Genomic DNA, 17,691 nt, shown 5'->3' with positions numbered 1-17,691 from the left:
TCCGGACCAGAAGGCGGCGGGGGCGCCGCGACCCGAGCATGTCATTATTCGCCGGAAAAGTAGAGCTGGATGACCGAGAGGCAGGGAGTTTGCCGGCGCGCGATAAGGTCGGAGGACCAATACGGAGGGAGCACGTCATGGCCACCACTCGCACCGCCACCACCCAGTGGAAGGGCAACCTGATCAACGGTTCGGGCACCGTGTCGCTCGACACCTCGGGCGTGGGCACGTTCGAGGTCTCCTGGCCGTCCAGGTCCCAGGAGGCCAACGGCAAGACGTCCCCGGAGGAGCTCATCGCGGCCGCCCACTCCTCCTGCTTCTCGATGGCGCTCTCGCACGGGCTGGCCGGCGCCGGCACCCCGCCGGAGTCGCTGGAGACCAGCGCCGACGTGACGTTCCAGCCGGGTGAGGGCATCACGGGCATCGTGCTCACGGTGAAGGGCCACGTTCCCGGCATCTCGGCCGAGCAGTTCGCGGAGGCCGCCGAGACGGCCAAGGCCAACTGCCCGGTCAGCAAGGCCCTGACGGGCACCATGATCACGCTCAACGCCGAGCTGCTCTGACGGTCGCCGCGACCTGCCCGGCCCGGAGGCCGGGCACGTGGAGACCCCGGTACGGAGGGCGATCGGCGCATTGAGAGACCAAGAGCGTGTTCGCGTGCGACAATTGGGCCACATGCGCGAGGTCTGGCCGGGCGAGCCCTATCCACTCGGCGGCACCTGGGATGGCGTTGGCACCAGCTTTGCGGTGTTCTCCGAGGTCGCCGAGCGAGTCGAGCTGTGCCTTTTTCATGACGACGGCACCGAGGAGCGCGTCGACCTGCCCGAGGTCGACGGGTTCGTCTGGCACGGCTACCTGCCGGGCATCCAGCCGGGCCAGCGCTACGGCTACCGCGTCCACGGCCCGCACGACCCGTCGCAGGGCCACCGGTGCAACCCCGCCAAGCTGCTCCTCGATCCCTACGCCAAGGCCATCGACGGCGAGCTGACCTGGAACCAGGCGCTGTTCCCCTATTACTTCACCGATCCGACCCGGCGCAACACCGAGGACAGCGCCCCCTACATGCCGAAGAACGTGGTCATCAACCCGTTCTTCGAGTGGGGCAACGACCGGCCACCGCGCATCCCGTACCACCAGACCGTGATCTACGAGGCCCACGTGCGCGGGCTCACCATGCGCCACCCCGACGTGCCGCCCGACCTGCGCGGCACGTACGCGGGCGTGGGGCATCCGGCGATCATCGATCACCTGCTGTCGCTGGGGGTGACGGCGGTCGAGCTGATGCCGGTCCACCACTACATCCCCGAGCACTTCCTGGTCGCCCGCGGGCTGACCAACTACTGGGGCTACAACACCATGGCCTACCTGGCCCCCCACGGCGGCTACTCCAGCGCGGGGACGCGGGGGCAGCAGGTGCTGGAGTTCAAGGCGATGGTGCGGGCGCTGCACGAGGCGGGCATCGAGGTCATCCTCGACGTCGTCTACAACCACACGGCCGAGGGCGACCACATGGGGCCCACGCTGGGGTTCCGGGGCATCGACAACGCGGCCTACTACCGGCTGCACGACGGCGACCGGCGCTACTACCTCGACTACACCGGGTGCGGAAACTCCCTCAACGTACGCTCGCCGCACGCGCTGCAGCTGATCATGGACTCGCTGCGTTACTGGGTCCTCGACATGCACGTGGACGGGTTCCGGTTCGACCTGGCCTCGGCGCTGGCCAGGGAGCTGCACGACGTCGACCGGCTGAGCGCGTTCTTCGACCTGATCCAGCAGGATCCGGTGATCTCGCAGGTCAAGCTCATCGCCGAGCCGTGGGACGTGGGGCCCGGCGGCTACCAGGTCGGGAATTTCCCGCCTTTGTGGACGGAGTGGAACGGCAAATATCGCGACATCGTGCGCGATTTCTGGAGAGGCACCCATTCCGCGCTCCCCGAGTTCGCCTCCCGCCTGACCGGCTCCGCCGACCTGTACGAGTCCTCCGGCCGCCGCCCGGTCGCCTCGATCAACTTCGTGACCTGCCACGACGGTTTCACCCTCAACGACCTGGTCTCGTACGACCACAAGCACAACGAGGCCAACGGCGAGGACAACCGCGACGGCACCAACGACAACCGCTCCTGGAACTGCGGCGCCGAGGGCCCTGTGGAGGACCCCGGCATCGTCCAGCTCCGCCACCGCCAGCGCCGCAACTTCCTGGTCACCCTGTTCCTGTCGCAGGGGGTGCCCATGCTCTCCCACGGCGACGAGATCGGCCGCACCCAGCGTGGCAACAACAACGCCTACTGCCAGGACAACGAGCTGGCCTGGGTCGACTGGTCGATGCTGCACACGGAGCCGGAGCTGCTGGAGTTCGTCAGGGCGCTGTCGAAGCTGCGCCGCGAGCACCCGGTCTTCCAGCGCCGCCGCTTCTTCCACGGCCGCCATCCCGAGGACGGCAAGCGCGACCTGGTCTGGCTCACCCCGGGCGGCACGGAGATGACGGCGAGCGACTGGCACATCGGCTACGCCAAGTCGCTCATGGTCTACCTCAACGGCGAGGCCATCACCGAGCCCGGGCCGCGCGGCGAGCGGATCGTGGACGACTCGTTCCTGCTGCTCATCAACGCCCACCACGAGAACATGTCGTTCACGCTGCCGGGCGAGGAGTGCGGCACCGGATGGGTCCCCGTGCTCGACACCAGCCACGAGACGATGGAGGACGCGTTCGTGGACGAGGGCTGGCAGGCCGGCGACCTGGTCGCCGTCACGGCCCGTTCCCTCCAGGTCCTGCGCCAGCCGCGCTCGCGGTGAGCAGCATCAGCGCGAACGTCGCCACCCCCGCCAGGCCGTGCAGCGTCACCGCCAGCACCGGGAACCGGCGCCCGCACGTCGCGTGCCGCCCGGCCCCGAGCCAGCGCGTGGACATCGTGAACCCCAGCAGCGCGGCCACCGCCAGCCCTCCGAACGCGGCCCACGCCAGCGCCCTACTCCCCGTGACCAGCCCGCCCACCCAGCACACCAGCGCCGACACGGCCAGCGTCGGGTGGGAGAACACCAGCGCGGCCGGGAAGCGGGTGACCTTGGCCCGGCGCAGCCCGTCCCCGGAGAGCCAGAAGTAGAGCAGGTACACTCCGGCCAGCGCGGCGATCGCCCACGCCACAGCGGTGATCAGACCCACAGGGCCTCCCTCCCCCGATCCCCTTCCGCCACGTAAGCACGTGAACGCCCGCGCGTCCTTGGATACACAAAAGTGCTATACGCCCCATATCCCGAAATGCCCGCTCGCATCTGCTAGCTTTACCTTTCCGGCCGGACGTTGCTTCCGGCCGGAACGTGGTTGTATGACCATTTCTCTGGCAACCGTGCGGCCCGTGTGCGCCGCCGACCACCCCACCGTCGAACGGCTCTGGCTCATGTTCCGCCACGACATGGCGGAGTTCCAGGGCGGGCTGCCCAACCCCGACGCCACCTATCACAGCGACCGGCTGCGCTCGGCGCTCGAGGACGACGACTGGGCGGCCTACCTGTTCACCAGCGACGACCGGCCCGTCGGATTCTCGTTCGTGCGCGCGCTGTCCGGCCCGGCGCGCGTGCTGAACAGCTTCTTCGTGGTACGCGGCGCGCGCCGGTCCGGGATCGGGATGGAGGTCGTGCGGGAGGTGATCTCCCGGCACCCCGGTCCCTGGAAGATCGCCTTCCAGGACTCGAACGCGGCGGCCGTCGCGTTCTGGCGGCGCGTCGCCATCGAGATCGCCGGTGAGGCGTGGACGGAGGAGCGCCTGGCCGTGCCGAACCGGCCCGACGTTCCCCCGGACGCGTGGATCTCCTTCACCACCGCCTGACCAGCCCAGGAACCGGGCGGGGCCCGCGACGAGCGGGCCCCGCCCCAGCGCGAGCTCCCGCGTGGGCCAACTGTCGGTGGGGTGTGCCAAGGTAGAGGAGTGCGGCGCATCTATCCCGACATACAGGACAACACGGACATCGTGCAGGCGTACGCCTACCCCGAGGGGCGGCCGTGGCTGCGGCTCAACATGGTGGCCAGCGCCGACGGCGCGGCGTGGCTCAAGGGCCGCTCGGGCGGGCTGTCGAGCGCGGGTGACAAGCGGATCTTCCAGACCCTGCGCGGCCTGGCCGACGTCGTCCTCGCGGGCGCCGCGACCGTGCGCAAGGAGGGATACGGTCCCGTCCCCCCGCGTGACTGGTGGGGCGAGATCCGCGCGGGCAGGCCGGAGGTGCCGCCCATCGCGGTCATCACCCGCAGCCTGGACTTCGACCTCGACGACGAGCTGTTCACCGAGGCGCCCAGCCGGACGATCGTGATCACCTGCGAGGCCGCCCCGCACGAGCGGCGCAAGGCGGCGGCCAGGCACGCCGACGTCATCGTGGCCGGGGGCGAGAGCGTCGACCTGGTGCCGGCCGTCACGGAGCTGCACGAGCGCGGGCTGACCAGGATCCTGTGCGAGGGCGGCCCCAGGATCAACGCCCAGCTCGCGGCCCAGGACCTGGTGGACGAGATGTGCCTGTCCATCAGCCCGCTGCTGGTGGGGGGCGGCGCGGCGCGCATACTCAACGGCGAGCCCTCGGAGGTCTCGCTGCGCCTCAGCCAGGTGCTGGAGGAGGAGGGGGTCCTCTTCTGCAAATACGACAGGGAGCAGAGCCATGACCGAGCCGACTGAGCCCACGGAGCCGACCGGGCTCGCGGAGCCCGCCGAAGAGCAGCCGGTGCCCAACCTGCCGGTGCGCCCGCCGGTGCCGCCCATGCTGGCCAAGCCGGTCAAGGCCATGCCCAAGCAGAACGGCTCGCTGTTCTACGAGCCGAAGTGGGACGGTTTCCGGTGCATCGTGTTCCGCGACGGCGACGAGGTCTATCTGGGCAGCCGCAACGAGCGGCCGTTCACGCGCTACTTCCCGGAGCTGGTCGAGGCGGTCAGGGCGGAGCTGCCGGACAGGTGCGTGGTGGACGGCGAGATCGTGCTGCCGAGGGGGTCGCAGCTCGACTTCGACGCGCTGCAGCAGCGCATCCATCCGGCGGCCTCGCGGGTGAAGCTGCTGTCGGAGCAGACGCCGGCCCAGTTCGTCGCGTTCGACCTGCTGGCGCTGGGCGACGAGTCGCTGATGGAGACGCCGTTCTCGGAGCGCCGCGCGCGACTTGAGGGGATATTTTCGGAAAAGGGCGAGTCCATTCGGCTGACCCCGGTCACGACCAACGACGAGCAGGCGGCCGAGTGGTTCGAGATGTTCGAGGGCGCGGGGCTCGACGGCATCATCGTCAAGCCGGGTGACCAGCCGTACATCCCCGACAAGCGCACGATGTTCAAGGTCAAGCACGAGCGCACGGCCGATGTGGTGATCTGCGGCTACCGCGAGCACAAGTCGGGCCCGATCGTGGGGTCGCTGCTGCTCGGCCTCTACGGTGACGACGGCCGGCTGCACCACGTGGGCGTGGCGGCCTCGTTCCCGATGGCGCGCAGGGCCGAGCTGGTCGAGGAGATAAAGCCGTACCTCGCGGAGCTGAGCGAGCACCCCTGGGGCCACTGGGCCCAGCAGGCGGCGGCCAACATCGGCCAGCCCGCCGCCGGGCCCGCGACGGGCGGGCAGCGGGTGCCCGGCGCGGTGTCGCGGTGGAACGCCAAGAAGGACCTGTCGTTCATCCCGCTCAGGCCGGAGCTGGTGATCGAGGTGGCCTACGACCAGATGGAAGGCGACCGGTTCCGGCACACGGCGCAGTGGCGGCGCTGGCGGCCCGACCGCACGCCGGAGTCATGCACGTACGAGCAGCTCGAACGTCCCGTGAGTTACAACCTGGACGACATCCTTGCCCGGTAGCCACGCCACCCGTTATATCTCGACATATGAGTACAGGGGATGAGTTAAAGGCAGCTGTGTCCGCCCGCCGGGACCTCGGGCCGGAGTTCGAGGACGCCGTGGTCGAGTCCTTCCTCGACAAGATGGGGCAGGAGGTCGACCGGCGGGTGGATGAGCGCATCGCGCAGCGGGCGTCGAAGGCGCCGGCACGCGACCGGGCGCCCGACGGGCAGCGACTCGCCCTGGCGATCGTCTCGCTCAGCCTCGGCACCATCTCCACCCTCCTGCTGGTCCTGCTGGGGGACGACAAGGCGGCCTACCTGGTGCCGATCTGGGTCGGGATCATCATCATCAACGCGTTGTTCAACTCGGGGAGGTCGAGCGGCAAGAGCGGCTGACTCCGGCGGCCCGCGCCTGATCCTTCACTCCGGGGAGGCGCCGGTCTCCACCGACCAGCTCCGGCGTGCGTTCAGCGTGGCGGGCTCGAAGCCGGCCAGCTGCTTGTACCGCAGGGCGATCTCCTCGCGCTCGGCCAGCGGCAGGACGTCCTCGACGTCGGCGAAGCCTCGCGGGGCGCGCTGGTGGGCCAGCTTCAGGACGACCTCGGGCCCGTCCTTGCGGTTGGCCAGCACGACGTTGTTCGTGACGGGCCGGCGCTGCTCCTCGTAGAACTCCAGCCCCCGGCCGGTCGCCAGCGCGTAGGCCAGGACGCGGGCGTCGATGATGGCCTGGGTGCCGCCGTTGGAGCCGGTGGGATACATCGGATGCGCGGCGTCGCCCATCAGCGTCACCTTCTCCGTCGACCAGGACGGTAACGGGTCCCGGTCCACCAGCGGATACTCGAACACCTTCTCCGCCGCCGCCATGAGCCCGGGGATGTCGAGCTCGTCGCAGTGCCAGTCCGCCACGTGCGGGAGGACCTTCTCCAGGCTCACGGGCCGGTTCCAGTCGCCCCGGTGCGTGGCCTCGGTGGCCCTGTGCTGGATGCCCCAGTTGATCAGCTGCCTGCCGTCGGGGTCCGGCGGCGCGATGGGGTAGATGACGATCTTCTGTGCGCCGTCACCCGCCATGATCATGGACTTTCCGGTCATGAACGGCGTGCTGTACGAGATGCCGCGCCACAGCACGTCGCCGCTCCATAACGGCTCGCCCTCCTCGGGGAACAGCGCCTGCCGGACGCCGGAGCGGATGCCGTCGGCGCCGATGAGCAGGTCCGCGTCGTGGTCGAGCTCGGTGACGGGCGACCCGGTCACCACCGCCTCCGCGCCGAGGCGCTCCTGGACCGCCCGCAGGAGCATGAACTGCAGCCGGCCCCGGTGTATCGAGTACTGGGGCCATTTGTAGCCGGCCGTCAGCCCGCGCGGTTCGGACCAGATGCGCTGCCCGTACCGGTTGATGAAGGTGAGGTCGGCGGTCTCGACGCCGATCTCCGCCAGGCGGTCGGCCAGGCCGAGTTCGATGAGCTCGCGTACGGCGTGGGGCAGGATGTTGATGCCCACGCCCAGCGGCTGGAGCTCGTCGACCGCCTCGTGGATGACCACCTCGGTGATTCCCGCGGCGTGCAGGCTCAGGGCCGCGGTCAGCCCGGCGATGCCCGCCCCCGCGATGACGACGCGCATGGAGCGACATTAACCGAAGAAATGCGGAAAAAGGAGCCTATGTGAGCCAGATGAGCCCGGCGAAACGACCGCCCGGCTGCTCCCTGCGGTGCGAGTAGAGCTCCGCCGACTCGATCGTGCAGCGGGCGTCATGGCGTACGTCCTGGACCCCCGCGGCACGGAGCTGGGCCTCGATCCCGGCCCGCAGGTCGAGCGCGGGCGTCTCCCACGACGTCGTGGACCACGTCTCGGGGACGCGGGAGGCCACCCGCTCGCGCAGGTCGGCGGGCACCTCGTAGCAGCGGCCGCACGCGCCGGGCCCGACCAGCGCGACCATCCGGCCCGGCGCCGCGCCCTTGGCCGCCATGGCCGCCACCAGGGCGCTCGCGATGCCCGCCTCGGTGCCGGGGCGGCCGGAGTGCGCGGCGCCCACCATGCGCGCCACCGGGTCGGCCACCAGCACCGCCGGGCAGTCGGCCCCGAGCGAGGCCAGCGCCAGCCCCGGCTCGGTGGTGAACACGCCGTCGAGCGCGGGCGGATCGTCCCCGAAGGGCTCGCTCACGTACGCGACGTCGGCGCTGTGGACCTGGCGCATGAACACGACGCCCCGCACGCCCAGCTCGGCGGCCACCCCCGCCCGGTTGGCCCGCACGGCCTCCGGGTCGTCGCCGACCATCCCGCCGAGGTTGCGCGACCCGAACGGCGGGACGCTGATCCCCCCGTGGCGATCGGTGACGGCGACACGCACTCCAGGGGCCAGCTCCATGGCTCGATCTTAGAGCGCGAGGCTCACCGGCCCTGCCAGGTGGCCCGCTCCTTGGCGAGGAAGGCGGGCACGGCGGCGTGGAAGTCGGCGCTGCCGAAGACCGTGGCCACGATGTCGTCGCCGTCCGGCAGGCCGGCCACGCGCAGCCGCCTGACCGCCTCCTTGGCCGCCCACATCGACAGCGGCGCGTGGGAGAGCAGCCGCTCCTCCACCTCCGCCTGCCGCGCGGGCAGGTCGTCGGGAGCGCACAGCTCGGCCACGAACCCGGCGGCGTGCGCCTCCTCGGCCGTGTACATGCGGGCCCGCAGCAGCATGTCCAGCGTGCGGGCGGGGCCGAGGTGGTGGACGAGCAGCGAGTACGTGTTCATCGACAGGCAGTTGCCCAGCGTCCTGGCGATGGGAGCCCCGAACCGGGCACCCGGCACGGCCAGCCGCAGGTCGCAGGCGGCGGCCACGACCAGGCCCCCGCCCACGCAGTAGCCCTGGACGACGGCCACGGTGGGCACCTTGACGCGTTCGAGCCGGTCGATGATCCGCTGGACCTTGCGCTCGTACGCGATCCCGTCGTCCCCATCGACAAAGGTGGAAAACTGCGAAATATCGGTGCCCGCCACGAAGGCCCGCCCACCGGCCCCCGACAACACGAGCAGCTTGACGGCGGGATCCGCGTCGGCCCGCTCGCAGGCGTCGTAAAGACCGTCCCACATCGCCCAGGTCAGCGCGTTGTGCTGCTCCGGCCGGTTGAACGTGACCCGCAGCACGGGCCCGTCGGTGACGACGACTAGCTCGGTCACACCGTCTCCTTGACTCTTCGTGGGATGAGCTTCAGCAGCGAGGGCCCGGCCGCCAGCAGGGCGGCCAGCACGAGCACCGCCAGCGCGATCGGCCGGGTGAGGATGATCGTCAGGTCGCCGTCCCCCATCGCGGACGTCTGCACGAGCGCCTTCTCGAACAGCGCCCCGATCACCAGCCCGAGCACGAGCGGCGCCATCGGCAGATCAAACTTTTTCATGAAATATCCGATCAGTCCGGAAACGAACACGATCCACACGCTGAACATGTTGTTGTCGATCGAATAGGCCCCGACGAAGCTGGTGACCAGGATCAGCGGATACAGGTACCCGTACGGGATCCGCAGCATCTGCGCGAACAGCGGCGCCAGCGGCAGGTTCAGCACCAGCAGCAGCACGTTCCCGATGAAGAACGAGGCCAGCAGCCCCCACACCAGCTCCGGCTGCTCGTCGAAGAGCAGCGGCCCCGGCTGGATCCCGTACATCGTGAACGCCCCCAGCAGCACCGCCGTGGTCGCGCCGCCCGGGATGCCCAGCGCGAGGGTGGGCACGAAGTTGGCGTTCGCGGCGGCGTTGTTGGCGCTCTCCGGCGCCGCGACACCCTCGATCGCACCCTGCCCGAACTCGTCCCGGTGCCGCGAGACCCGCTTCTCCACCCCGTACGCGAGGAAGGACGCCAGCGTGGACCCGGCGCCGGGCAGGCAGCCGAGCAGGTAGCCGATCACGCTTCCCCGGGCGATCGCCCCCTTGGAGCGGGACAGCTCCTCCCGGGTGATCACCAGGTCCCTGAAGCGGGCCCGGATGGGCTCGGCCGCGCCCTGCCTGATCTGGTAGAGCACCTCCCCCACCGCGAACAACCCGATCATCACCTGGACGAACGGCAGCCCGGACAGCAGGTCCACGTCCCCGAAGGTGTAGCGGGGCAGCCCGGTGGCCGCGTCCACGCCGACGGTCGCGAGCAGGACGCCGAGCACGGCCATCGCCAGGCCGCGCAGCCGCGTCCCACCGGAGAAGCTCACGATGGTGGCCAGGCCGAGGACCATGACGGCGAGGTTCTCGGGCGGCCCGAAGTCGAGCGCCAGCTTGGCGAACGGCGGCGCCATCGCCACCAGCAGCACCAGCGAGACGATCGCGGCGGCGAACGACCCGATGGCCGCGATCGCCAGCGCCGCCCCGGCCCGTCCCTTGCGGGCCATCTGGTAGCCGTCGATCGCGGTCACCACGCTGGCCGCCTCGCCGGGCGTGGAGATCAGCACGGAGGTGATCGTGCCGCCGTACTGGGCGCCGTAGTAGATCCCGGCGAGCATGATGAGCGCGGTCAGCGGCTCGAACGACAGCGTCAGCGGCAGCAGCACGGCCACGCCGGTCGTCGAGCCCAGCCCCGGCAGCAGGCCGATGACGGTCCCGGCGAGCACGCCGACGAAGCACCACAGCAGGTTGGCGGGCGTGAGGGCCGCGCCGAAGCCCATGACCAGGTTGTCCAGCATCACCCGTCACCTCCGACGCCCAGCAGCCCGCCGGGCAGCGGGACGGCCAGGAACAGCACGAACACCGCGTAGATCACCACCGTGGCGGCCACGGCCACGCCCGCCGCCGGCACGACCCGCTGCTTCTCCACGAACGCCGACACGGCGAAGACCAGCAGCCCGAACGCCACCAGGAACCCGGTCAGCGGCACCAGCAGCAGCGCGACCAGCAGCATGGCGAACACGGTCCACAGCGTCCGGACGCGCCGGGGGTCGTCCGCCTCGGTGGCGGGCGCGGCACGGCGTACGGACTGCAGGAGGCAGGCGGCCGAGAGCACGGCCAGCGCCACGCCGCTCACCAGCGGCAGGAACCCGGGCCCCACCTGCCCGCCGTCCTTGGTGATGCCGTAGCCGAACGAGACGGCGGCCATGGCCGTCGCCAGGCAGACCAGCACCGCCCAGACGACGGCCTCGCCGCGGAGCAGCTGCCTCATGACGACTTCTTCAGCACCGGCGCGAGCGCCGTGTCGAGCTGTTCGAGGTATTCGCCGAAGTCGGCGCCGTACAGCTCGGCCTGCTGCAGGTAGTTGTCCTTGAGCCACTTCTGGAACTCGGCGGTCTTGGCCACACCCCTGGCCGCCTGCTCCCAGTACGCCTTCTCCCGCGCGTCCAGCCCGCCCGGCCCGATGAAGCCTCTGAACTGCACGTACGAGACGTCGATGCCCTGCTCCTTGGCCGTGCCCAGGGAGGCGAACTCAGGGTAGGTGTAGCGCTTGTCCGTGGTGACGCACAGGCCCCGGAGGTCGCCGGACCTGAACTGGCCGATCACCTCGCCCGGGTTGAGCAGGGCGACCTGGATCTGGCCGCCGAGCACGGCCGGCACCAACTCGCCGCCCGACTCGAACGGCACGCGCTGGAACTTCACGCCGGTCTTCTGCTCGATCATCGTGAAGATCACGTTGTCCACGCCGTACGCACCCGACATGCCCACGCTCACCCGGCCGCTCCTGGCCGCGCCGACCACGTCGGCGCACGTCTTGAGCGGCGAGTCCTTCTTGACCACGACGATGCCGCCGTCCTCGGCCAGCTTGGCGACCGGCGTGAAGTCCTGCCGGGTGAAGGACACCTGGCCGCTGAGCGGCAGCGACAGGATGGCGTTCTCGGTGGCGAGCAGGTACTTGCCATCGCCCTTCTTGCCGAGCAGGGCCGAGTAGCCGACCGCGCCCGAGCCGCCCTCGCGGTTCTCCACGGTGACCTTCAGCCCGGGCTGGGCCCTCTCCAGGGCGGCGGCGATGGCGCGGCCCGCCAGGTCGCTGCCGCCGCCCGCCGAGAACGGCACGATCATGCGGACGTCGCCGCGCGGCTTCCACGCGCCGCCCCCGGCGTCGGCGTTCGTGCCGCAGGCGGCGACCCCGAGCAGGAGCACGGCGACCCACGCCCTCATGACGCCTGCTCCGCGAGCTTGGCGGCGAACTTGTCCAGGTTGATGATGAAGCGTTCGTGAGTGCCCTCGCCGACCTTCCCGTTGGCGTCCTCGGCGACCACGGCGAACACGACGCGCCGCCGGTCCACCTCGGTCACCGTGGCGGTCGCGGTCACCTCGCCCCCTTTGAGCGTGGGCGCCACGTGCGCGATCTCGACCTTGCTGCCGACGCTGCCCTCGCCGTCGGCCAGGTACGGGGCCAGCGCCTCGATGGCGGCGTCCTCGATCAGGTGGACCAGGTTGGGGGTCGAGAAGATGTCGTGGTCGCCGCGGCGGGTGCAGTGCCGCTCCGTCACGACCCAGGTGAGGCCGGCGCTCACACCCGGGGTCAGCTGGTCGCTCATGAACTCTCCAAGGGGGTGGGGGATTGGGCCGCCGCGCCTTCGGCGAGCAGCCGGTCGATCTCCTGCTCGGTCAGACCGCACTCGCGCAGCACCTCCACGGTGTCCGCGCCGAGCGACGGTCCGGCGGGGCCGCGTCTCGTCGGCGTGTCCGAGAAACGCATGGCCGAGCCGAGCTGGCGTACGGGGCCCATCTCGGGATGCTCGGCATCCCAGAAGAACCCGCGCTGGTTCAGGTGCTCGTCTTCGAACACCTGGGAGTAGTCGGAAATGGGGGCGCACGGCACGCCGTGCTCGTCGAGCGCGGCCACGACCTCGGCCGTGGTGCGCCGGGTGGTGGCCGCCTCGATGGCCGGGATCAGCTCGTGGCGCAGGCCGTGCCGATCGTGCGCGTCGGTGTAGCGCTCGTCGTCGAGCAGGGCGGTCAGGCCGAGCGCCACGCAGAAGCCGCGCCAGGTCTTGGGGGTGACGGCGCCGACCGTGCACCAGCCGTCGGAGGTGCGGACGGCCTGGTACGGCGCCGTACTCTGGTGCGCGGACCCGAGCGGCCCGCCCACCTCGCCGGTGGCGAAATACTTGCCCGCCTCCCAGATGGCGAACGACACGGCCGACTCCAGCAGCGACACGTCCACGTGCTGGCCCTGGCCGGTCAGCGCGCGGGCGTGCAGCGCGGAGATCGCTCCGAGCGCGCCGTAGAGCCCGCACACCAGGTCCGCGATGGGCACGCCGACCTTGACCGGGTCGCCGCCCGGCATGCCGGTGACGCTCATCAGGCCGCCCCTGGCCTGGGCCATGATGTCCAGGCCGGGCAGGTCCGCGAGCGGGCCGTCCTGGCCCCAGCCGGAGGCGGAGACGTACACGAGGCCGGGGTTGAGCTCCTTCAGGTCGGCGAAGCCGAGCCCGAGCCGGCGCATGGCGCCGGGGCGGAGGTTCTCCACCAGGACGTCGGCGTCCTCGACGAGGCGGCGGAAGGCCGCCACGCCGAGCTCGGACTTCAGGTCCAGCGCGACCGACCGCTTGTTCCTGTTGAGCCGGGCGAACGGGGAGCTGTGCCCGGCCGTGAACGGGCCGACGGCGCGCACGCCGTCGCCTCCGTCGGGGTTCTCGACCTTGATGACGGTGGCGCCGAGGTCGGCGAGCTGCATGGCCGCGAAGGGGGCCGCCATGAACGCGCCGACCTCGACGACCCGGATGCCGGACAGTGGAGTGGTCATGTGTTACGAAAACCTCACTTCGGGCCGGATTGGTCTATTGTCTACAGAAGACAAGTGAGCTAGACAAGGGTTCTGCCGGAAGTTCTTCGGCACTATGGCGGCAGACGATGATCGCCTACGACAAGAGAGACCACGATGCGCATCGAGGCACCCCCCAGCATGGTTCAGCTCGCCACCGAGGCGCTGATGCGCATGCTGCTCAGCGGCAAGCTGCAGCCGGGCGACCGGGTCGTGGAGAACCAGCTCACCCAGGAGCTGGGCGTCAGCAGGCCGCCGCTGCGCGAGGCCATGCGCGTGCTGGAGCAGCAGGGGCTGATCACCCAGCAGCCGCGGCGGGGCGCGTTCGTCACGCAGCTCACGCTGCACGACATCTACGAGATCGTCACGCTGCGGCGGGAGCTGGAGCGGATGGCCGTGGACCTCGGCGTCCCGGTACGCGAGCCCGCCCGGCTCCGGCGCTGCCACGCCGCGCTCGACCGGCACCAGGCCGCCGCGCGATCCGGCGACTGGCTGGGGGTGCTGGAGCAGGCCGTCGAGTTCCACAGCTCGGTCATCGGGCTGTCCGGGCACCGGCGGCTGGAGGAGGCCTACCGGTCGATCCAGCTCCAGATGCTGCTCTGCATGGGCATGAACCGGCAGGTCAGGGCGTCCGGCGAGTCGCTCGTCGACGACTGGGAGCGGCATCGGCGGCTGCTGGAGGTGATCGAGGCCGGCTCGCCCGAGGCCGTGCACCGGGAGCTGGCCGGGCACGGTGACATGGCGTTCCTCGACGGCATCGAGGACCGGGTCGGCGGCCACTCCCCCGAGTCGCTGGCCTGGCTGAAGCGGGTCAGGGAAGGAGACACATGATCGAGGCTCTCCAGGAGGCGGTGGGCTGGACGGGGCCGCCGCGCGAGGACGTCGTCGAGCGGCGGCACCTGGCTTTCTACCTGCGCGCCGTCGGGGCGTCGGGCGACGAGGTGCCGCCCACGTTCACGGCGTGCTTCCTCGACGAGCCGCCGTCGCTGCCGGCCGCCTCGTCGTACGGGTCCGGCTGGCTGAACGGCGGCGACCGGTTCGAGTACCACGCGCCGCTGCGCGTGGGCGACGTGATCGTGTCGCGGCCGCGGTTCACCGGGGTCGTCGAGAAGAACGGGTCGGCGGGGCCGATGGCGCTGCTGACATTCGAGACGGAGTTCCACCGGCCGGACGGCGAGCTGGTGGTCAGGCACATCGGCACCAGGATCAGGAAATGACCGACATTCCCCCGCTGACGGAGACGACCACGCTGCGGAGGCTCGTCGAGTACGCCGGAGCGTCGGGCGACTTCTACGAGATGCACTACGACCTCGCCTTCGCCCGCTCGCTCGGCCACCCCGAGCTGGCCGTGCACGGGCTGCTCAAGGCCGCCTACCTGGGCAGGCTCGTCACCGGCTGGCTCGGCGGACGGGGGCGGCTGGCCGTGCTGGAGGTCAGCTACCGCGGCATGGACTTCCGCGACCGCGCCCACACGTGCCGGGGCCGGGTGGTGTCGACCGACGGCAACCGGGCGGAGCTGGAGCTGTGGGGCGAGGACGACACGGGCCGCCGCACCACGCTCGGCCGCGCGGAAGTGGTCTACGACGAGGAGTTCAGCGGCCGAGGCGGTGGACGGTGAGCGGGCCGCCGCCCCAGCGGCCGATCGCCTCGTCGTCGGCGAAGGCCAGCACGCGCATCATGTTGCCGCCGTCGCTGAGGTCCACGCTGCGGCGCAGCCTCCGTTGCAGCGGGCGGGGCAGGGCGGTCGTGCCGGCCTCGACCGTGTCGCCGTAGTGCGGGGCGAAGGAGACGCCCGCGAAGCCGGTACGGCTCAGCAGCCTGCGCACGGTCCACGGGGAGTAGAACATCAGGTGGTTCCTGGTGAAGCCGCTCCACGCCGGCCCGTACGCCTTGAGCAGCAGCGACTGGGCGTTCACGGTCAGGATGAGCAGCACGCCGCCGGGCGCCAGCAGGCGGCGGAAGCTACGGAAGTCGTCCAGCGGCCTGGGCAGGTGCGCGAGCACCGACCAGAGCGTGATCACGTCGAACCCGCCCGCGGCGATCTCCGGCACGTCCTCGGGGGCGCCCAGATACGCGCGGGCCCTGCTCAGCCGCTCGTTGGCCTGGACGACGGACTCCGGCGACAGGTCCACGCCCCAGGCGTCGAACCCGCGCCGCTCGGCCAGCTCCAGGAACAGCCCGGCCCCCGAGCCGAAGTCGAGCAGCCGGCGCTCCTTGCCCTCGTCGAACACCGGCGAGAACGCGTCCATGGTCAGCTCGTACCGGCGCTGCCGCTTGGCGGCGTACGAGCCGGTCAGGAAGGTGTTGTAGCCGGTGGCGTACAGGTCGCCGAGGCGTTCGGGCAGGATGTTGGGGTTGCGGTAGAGGAAGCCGCACGAGGGGCAGCGGACGACGTGATAGTGCCAGCCGTTGCCGGAGGGCTCGAACATCGGCTGCTGGCGCGACTCCCCGCACATCATGCAGGCCAGGAACTCCTCGTTCGCCTTCAGCGGCCTGAGCCTGCGGTAGTCCGTCAGCTCCATGACCGGGGCCCGCGTGGTCAGCAGCTGCCACTGCGCCTCGCGCACCAGGCGCTCCCCCGGACGGACGTACACCCGCTGCGCCCAGGGAATGCGGTCGTATCGGGAGCCATACACCAACCGGCTCAACAGTCGATATGCCATGCGAAGCGTCTTCCCCGACGCCAAGGACCGCTATGCGTGAAGATCCGGGCACTTTACGTGATCTTAGGGCTTCATGGCGAATGATGACAAGCAAGCATATGCTTGGTCCGTGTCTGACTATCGCAATCTCGTCGGCGGCGAGCTGGTCCCCGCAAGCGACGGCAGAACCCTCGACTCGGTCAACCCGGCGACCGGGGAGGTGTGGGCGCGGATCCCGGCGAGCGGGGCGCCCGACGCCGAGGCGGCCGTGGCGGCGGCCCGGCGCGCCTTCCCCGCCTGGTCGGCGCTGCCCGCCCTGGCCAGAGCGGGTTACCTGCGCAAGGTGTCGGAGGTGTTCGCCCGCAACGCCGAGGAGCTGGCCAGGCTGGAGACGCGCGACAACGGCCGCATCCTGCGCGACACGCTGAAGAAGGACCTGCCCGGGATGGCGTACCTGTGGCAGCTGGCCGCCGGGCAGTGCCTGGACGCGGCCAAGGGCGACACGGTCATCCTCGGCCCGGACACGCTCGGGCTGACGCGGCGGGAGCCGTACGGGGTGGTGGTCTGCATCATCCCGTGGAACTCGCCCGTCTCCACGTTCTCGGCCAAGGCGGCGTACGCGCTGGCGGCCGGCAACACGGTGATCGTCAAGCCGGCCGAGCAGGCGAGCGCGTCGGTGCTGCGGCTGGGCGAGCTGCTGGCCGAGGTGTTCCCGCCCGGGGTGCTGAACATCGTCAGCGGCCTGGGCGAGGAGGTGGGGGACGCGCTCGTACGGCACCGCGACGTCGCCAAGATCAGCCTCACCGGCTCGACGGCCACCGGCCAGGCCATCACCCGGGCGTCGGCGGACGCGCTGAAGCCGCTGACGTTCGAGCTCGGGGGCAAGTCCCCGAACATCGTCTTCCCCGACGCCGACCTGGACGCGGCCGCCCAGGGCGTCACCGTGAACTCCGTCTACACCGGCAACGCCGGGCAGGTCTGCGTGGCCGGCTCCCGCATCCTCATCCACCACTCGATCTGGGACGAGCTGCTGGAGCGCATCGCGCGCATCTGCGCCGAACTGGTCCTGGACGACCCGCTCGACCTGCGGACGACCATGGGCCCGATCGTCTCCTCGGCCCAGTACGAGCACGTGAGGTCGTACCTGGAGCTGGCCGAGAAGGAGGGGGCGAGCCTGCTCTTCGGCGGGCGGACGGGGGCGGAGGTGGTGCCCGGCCTGCCGGGCGGCTACTGGGTCTCCCCCACCCTCTACACGACCACGGACAACTCGCTCCGGCTCTGCCAGGAGGAGATCTTCGGCCCGGTGGCGGTGGCCATGCCGTTCTCCTCCGACGAGGAGGCCCTGGAGATCGCGAACGACTCCCGCTACGGCCTGGCGGCCGGCGTCTGGACGCGTGACCTGGGGCGGGCGCACCGTTTCGTGCGCGATCTGCAGAGCGGGACGGTGTGGGTGAACACGTTCCGGCAGATGCCGCCCGGCCTCCCGTTCGGAGGCGTCAAGGACAGCGGGTACGGGCACGATTCGGTCCTCGAGTACACCCGCGAAAAGGCGGCCATAATCCAGATTTAGTCGGATAGATTT

Annotated in this window: 20 protein-coding genes; 10 read left to right on the top strand and 10 right to left on the bottom strand. The window is 70.6% G+C overall.

Annotation, left to right across the window (positions count from 1 at the left end):
* Positions 1-137: 137 nt before the first annotated feature.
* On the top strand, positions 138-563 hold the full coding sequence (locus ABZX61_RS14325; RefSeq protein ID WP_350722684.1) for an OsmC family protein: 426 nt from the start codon (positions 138-140) through the stop codon (positions 561-563).
* A 112-nt stretch (positions 564-675) separates the two neighbouring features.
* A complete protein-coding gene (gene glgX, locus ABZX61_RS14320) occupies positions 676-2,796 on the top strand; it encodes a glycogen debranching protein GlgX (RefSeq protein ID WP_355194551.1) in 2,121 nt (706 codons plus the stop codon).
* Here glgX and ABZX61_RS14315 read toward each other — a convergent pair.
* A complete protein-coding gene (locus ABZX61_RS14315) occupies positions 2,750-3,163 on the bottom strand; it encodes a hypothetical protein (protein WP_355194549.1) in 414 nt (137 codons plus the stop codon). The genes glgX and ABZX61_RS14315 overlap by 47 nt on opposite strands.
* A 163-nt stretch (positions 3,164-3,326) precedes the next feature.
* Between ABZX61_RS14315 and ABZX61_RS14310 the strand changes: the two genes are divergently transcribed.
* The 4 genes from ABZX61_RS14310 (at position 3,327) to ABZX61_RS14295 (ending at position 6,188) form a co-directional block, all read left to right on the top strand.
* Positions 3,327-3,827 (top strand): GNAT family N-acetyltransferase, encoded by a 501-nt coding sequence (locus ABZX61_RS14310; RefSeq protein WP_350722690.1) that lies wholly within the window; start codon positions 3,327-3,329, stop codon positions 3,825-3,827.
* 99 nt (positions 3,828-3,926) lie between these two features.
* The gene (locus ABZX61_RS14305; RefSeq protein WP_355194547.1) at positions 3,927-4,661 is read left to right on the top strand and encodes a pyrimidine reductase family protein; all 735 of its coding nucleotides are present in this window, start codon (positions 3,927-3,929) and stop codon (positions 4,659-4,661) included.
* Positions 4,645-5,811, top strand: a complete 1,167-nt coding sequence (locus ABZX61_RS14300) for an ATP-dependent DNA ligase (protein ID WP_355194545.1) — start codon at positions 4,645-4,647, stop codon at positions 5,809-5,811. Before ABZX61_RS14305 ends, ABZX61_RS14300 begins: the two co-directional genes overlap by 17 nt.
* 56 nt (positions 5,812-5,867) lie before the next feature.
* Positions 5,868-6,188: a hypothetical protein gene (locus tag ABZX61_RS14295; protein ID WP_355194543.1), complete on the top strand. Its 321-nt coding sequence runs from the start codon at positions 5,868-5,870 to the stop codon at positions 6,186-6,188.
* 24 nt (positions 6,189-6,212) lie between these two features.
* On the opposite strand, the gene ABZX61_RS14290 is transcribed toward ABZX61_RS14295, so the two are convergent.
* Genes ABZX61_RS14290 through ABZX61_RS14255 form a run of 8 tightly spaced genes read right to left on the bottom strand, consistent with a single transcriptional unit; the run spans position 6,213 to position 13,449 of the window.
* A complete protein-coding gene (locus ABZX61_RS14290; protein WP_355194541.1) occupies positions 6,213-7,409 on the bottom strand; it encodes a flavin-dependent oxidoreductase in 1,197 nt (398 codons plus the stop codon).
* Positions 7,410-7,446: 37 nt separating this feature from the next.
* Positions 7,447-8,154 (bottom strand): peptidoglycan editing factor PgeF, encoded by a 708-nt coding sequence (pgeF, locus tag ABZX61_RS14285; protein ID WP_355194539.1) that lies wholly within the window; start codon positions 8,152-8,154, stop codon positions 7,447-7,449.
* 23 nt (positions 8,155-8,177) lie between these two features.
* Positions 8,178-8,948, bottom strand: a complete 771-nt coding sequence (locus ABZX61_RS14280) for an enoyl-CoA hydratase/isomerase family protein (RefSeq protein ID WP_355194537.1) — start codon at positions 8,946-8,948, stop codon at positions 8,178-8,180.
* Positions 8,945-10,432, bottom strand: coding sequence for a tripartite tricarboxylate transporter permease (locus ABZX61_RS14275; RefSeq protein ID WP_355194535.1), 1,488 nt, complete (start codon positions 10,430-10,432; stop codon positions 8,945-8,947). Before ABZX61_RS14275 ends, ABZX61_RS14280 begins: the two co-directional genes overlap by 4 nt.
* Entirely contained in the window at positions 10,432-10,905 is a 474-nt protein-coding gene (locus tag ABZX61_RS14270) for a tripartite tricarboxylate transporter TctB family protein (protein WP_350722704.1), read from the bottom strand. Before ABZX61_RS14270 ends, ABZX61_RS14275 begins: the two co-directional genes overlap by 1 nt.
* Positions 10,902-11,855, bottom strand: coding sequence for a tripartite tricarboxylate transporter substrate binding protein (locus ABZX61_RS14265; RefSeq protein WP_355194532.1), 954 nt, complete (start codon positions 11,853-11,855; stop codon positions 10,902-10,904). The genes ABZX61_RS14270 and ABZX61_RS14265 overlap by 4 nt, the downstream gene beginning before the upstream one ends.
* Positions 11,852-12,238 carry a thioesterase family protein gene (locus ABZX61_RS14260; protein WP_350722707.1) on the bottom strand — a complete coding sequence of 129 codons (387 nt, stop codon included), beginning with the start codon at positions 12,236-12,238 and terminating at the stop codon, positions 11,852-11,854. Before ABZX61_RS14260 ends, ABZX61_RS14265 begins: the two co-directional genes overlap by 4 nt.
* Positions 12,235-13,449, bottom strand: a complete 1,215-nt coding sequence (locus ABZX61_RS14255; RefSeq protein ID WP_350722709.1) for a CaiB/BaiF CoA-transferase family protein — start codon at positions 13,447-13,449, stop codon at positions 12,235-12,237. The genes ABZX61_RS14260 and ABZX61_RS14255 overlap by 4 nt, the downstream gene beginning before the upstream one ends.
* Before the next feature lie 135 nt (positions 13,450-13,584).
* Between ABZX61_RS14255 and ABZX61_RS14250 the strand changes: the two genes are divergently transcribed.
* From ABZX61_RS14250 to ABZX61_RS14240, 3 genes are read left to right on the top strand one after another with little or no spacing between them, the layout of a single operon-like run.
* Positions 13,585-14,298, top strand: coding sequence for a GntR family transcriptional regulator (locus ABZX61_RS14250; RefSeq protein WP_355194530.1), 714 nt, complete (start codon positions 13,585-13,587; stop codon positions 14,296-14,298).
* On the top strand, positions 14,295-14,684 hold the full coding sequence (locus ABZX61_RS14245) for a MaoC family dehydratase N-terminal domain-containing protein (RefSeq protein ID WP_355194528.1): 390 nt from the start codon (positions 14,295-14,297) through the stop codon (positions 14,682-14,684). Before ABZX61_RS14250 ends, ABZX61_RS14245 begins: the two co-directional genes overlap by 4 nt.
* Positions 14,681-15,085, top strand: a complete 405-nt coding sequence (locus tag ABZX61_RS14240) for a MaoC/PaaZ C-terminal domain-containing protein (RefSeq protein WP_355194526.1) — start codon at positions 14,681-14,683, stop codon at positions 15,083-15,085. The genes ABZX61_RS14245 and ABZX61_RS14240 overlap by 4 nt, the downstream gene beginning before the upstream one ends.
* Here the strand turns inward: ABZX61_RS14240 and ABZX61_RS14235 are convergent.
* A complete protein-coding gene (locus ABZX61_RS14235) occupies positions 15,060-16,103 on the bottom strand; it encodes a class I SAM-dependent methyltransferase (RefSeq protein ID WP_355194524.1) in 1,044 nt (347 codons plus the stop codon). The two genes, ABZX61_RS14240 and ABZX61_RS14235, sit on opposite strands and share 26 nt — an antisense overlap.
* 136 nt (positions 16,104-16,239) lie before the next feature.
* Between ABZX61_RS14235 and ABZX61_RS14230 the strand changes: the two genes are divergently transcribed.
* The gene (locus tag ABZX61_RS14230; RefSeq protein WP_355194522.1) at positions 16,240-17,679 is read left to right on the top strand and encodes an aldehyde dehydrogenase family protein; all 1,440 of its coding nucleotides are present in this window, start codon (positions 16,240-16,242) and stop codon (positions 17,677-17,679) included.
* Positions 17,680-17,691: the final 12 nt, after the last annotated feature.

This window comes from Nonomuraea sp. NPDC003709 (assembly GCF_040610775.1).
Classification (GTDB): domain Bacteria; phylum Actinomycetota; class Actinomycetes; order Streptosporangiales; family Streptosporangiaceae; genus Nonomuraea; species Nonomuraea angiospora_A.
This window is presented reverse-complemented; position numbering and strand designations above follow the sequence as displayed.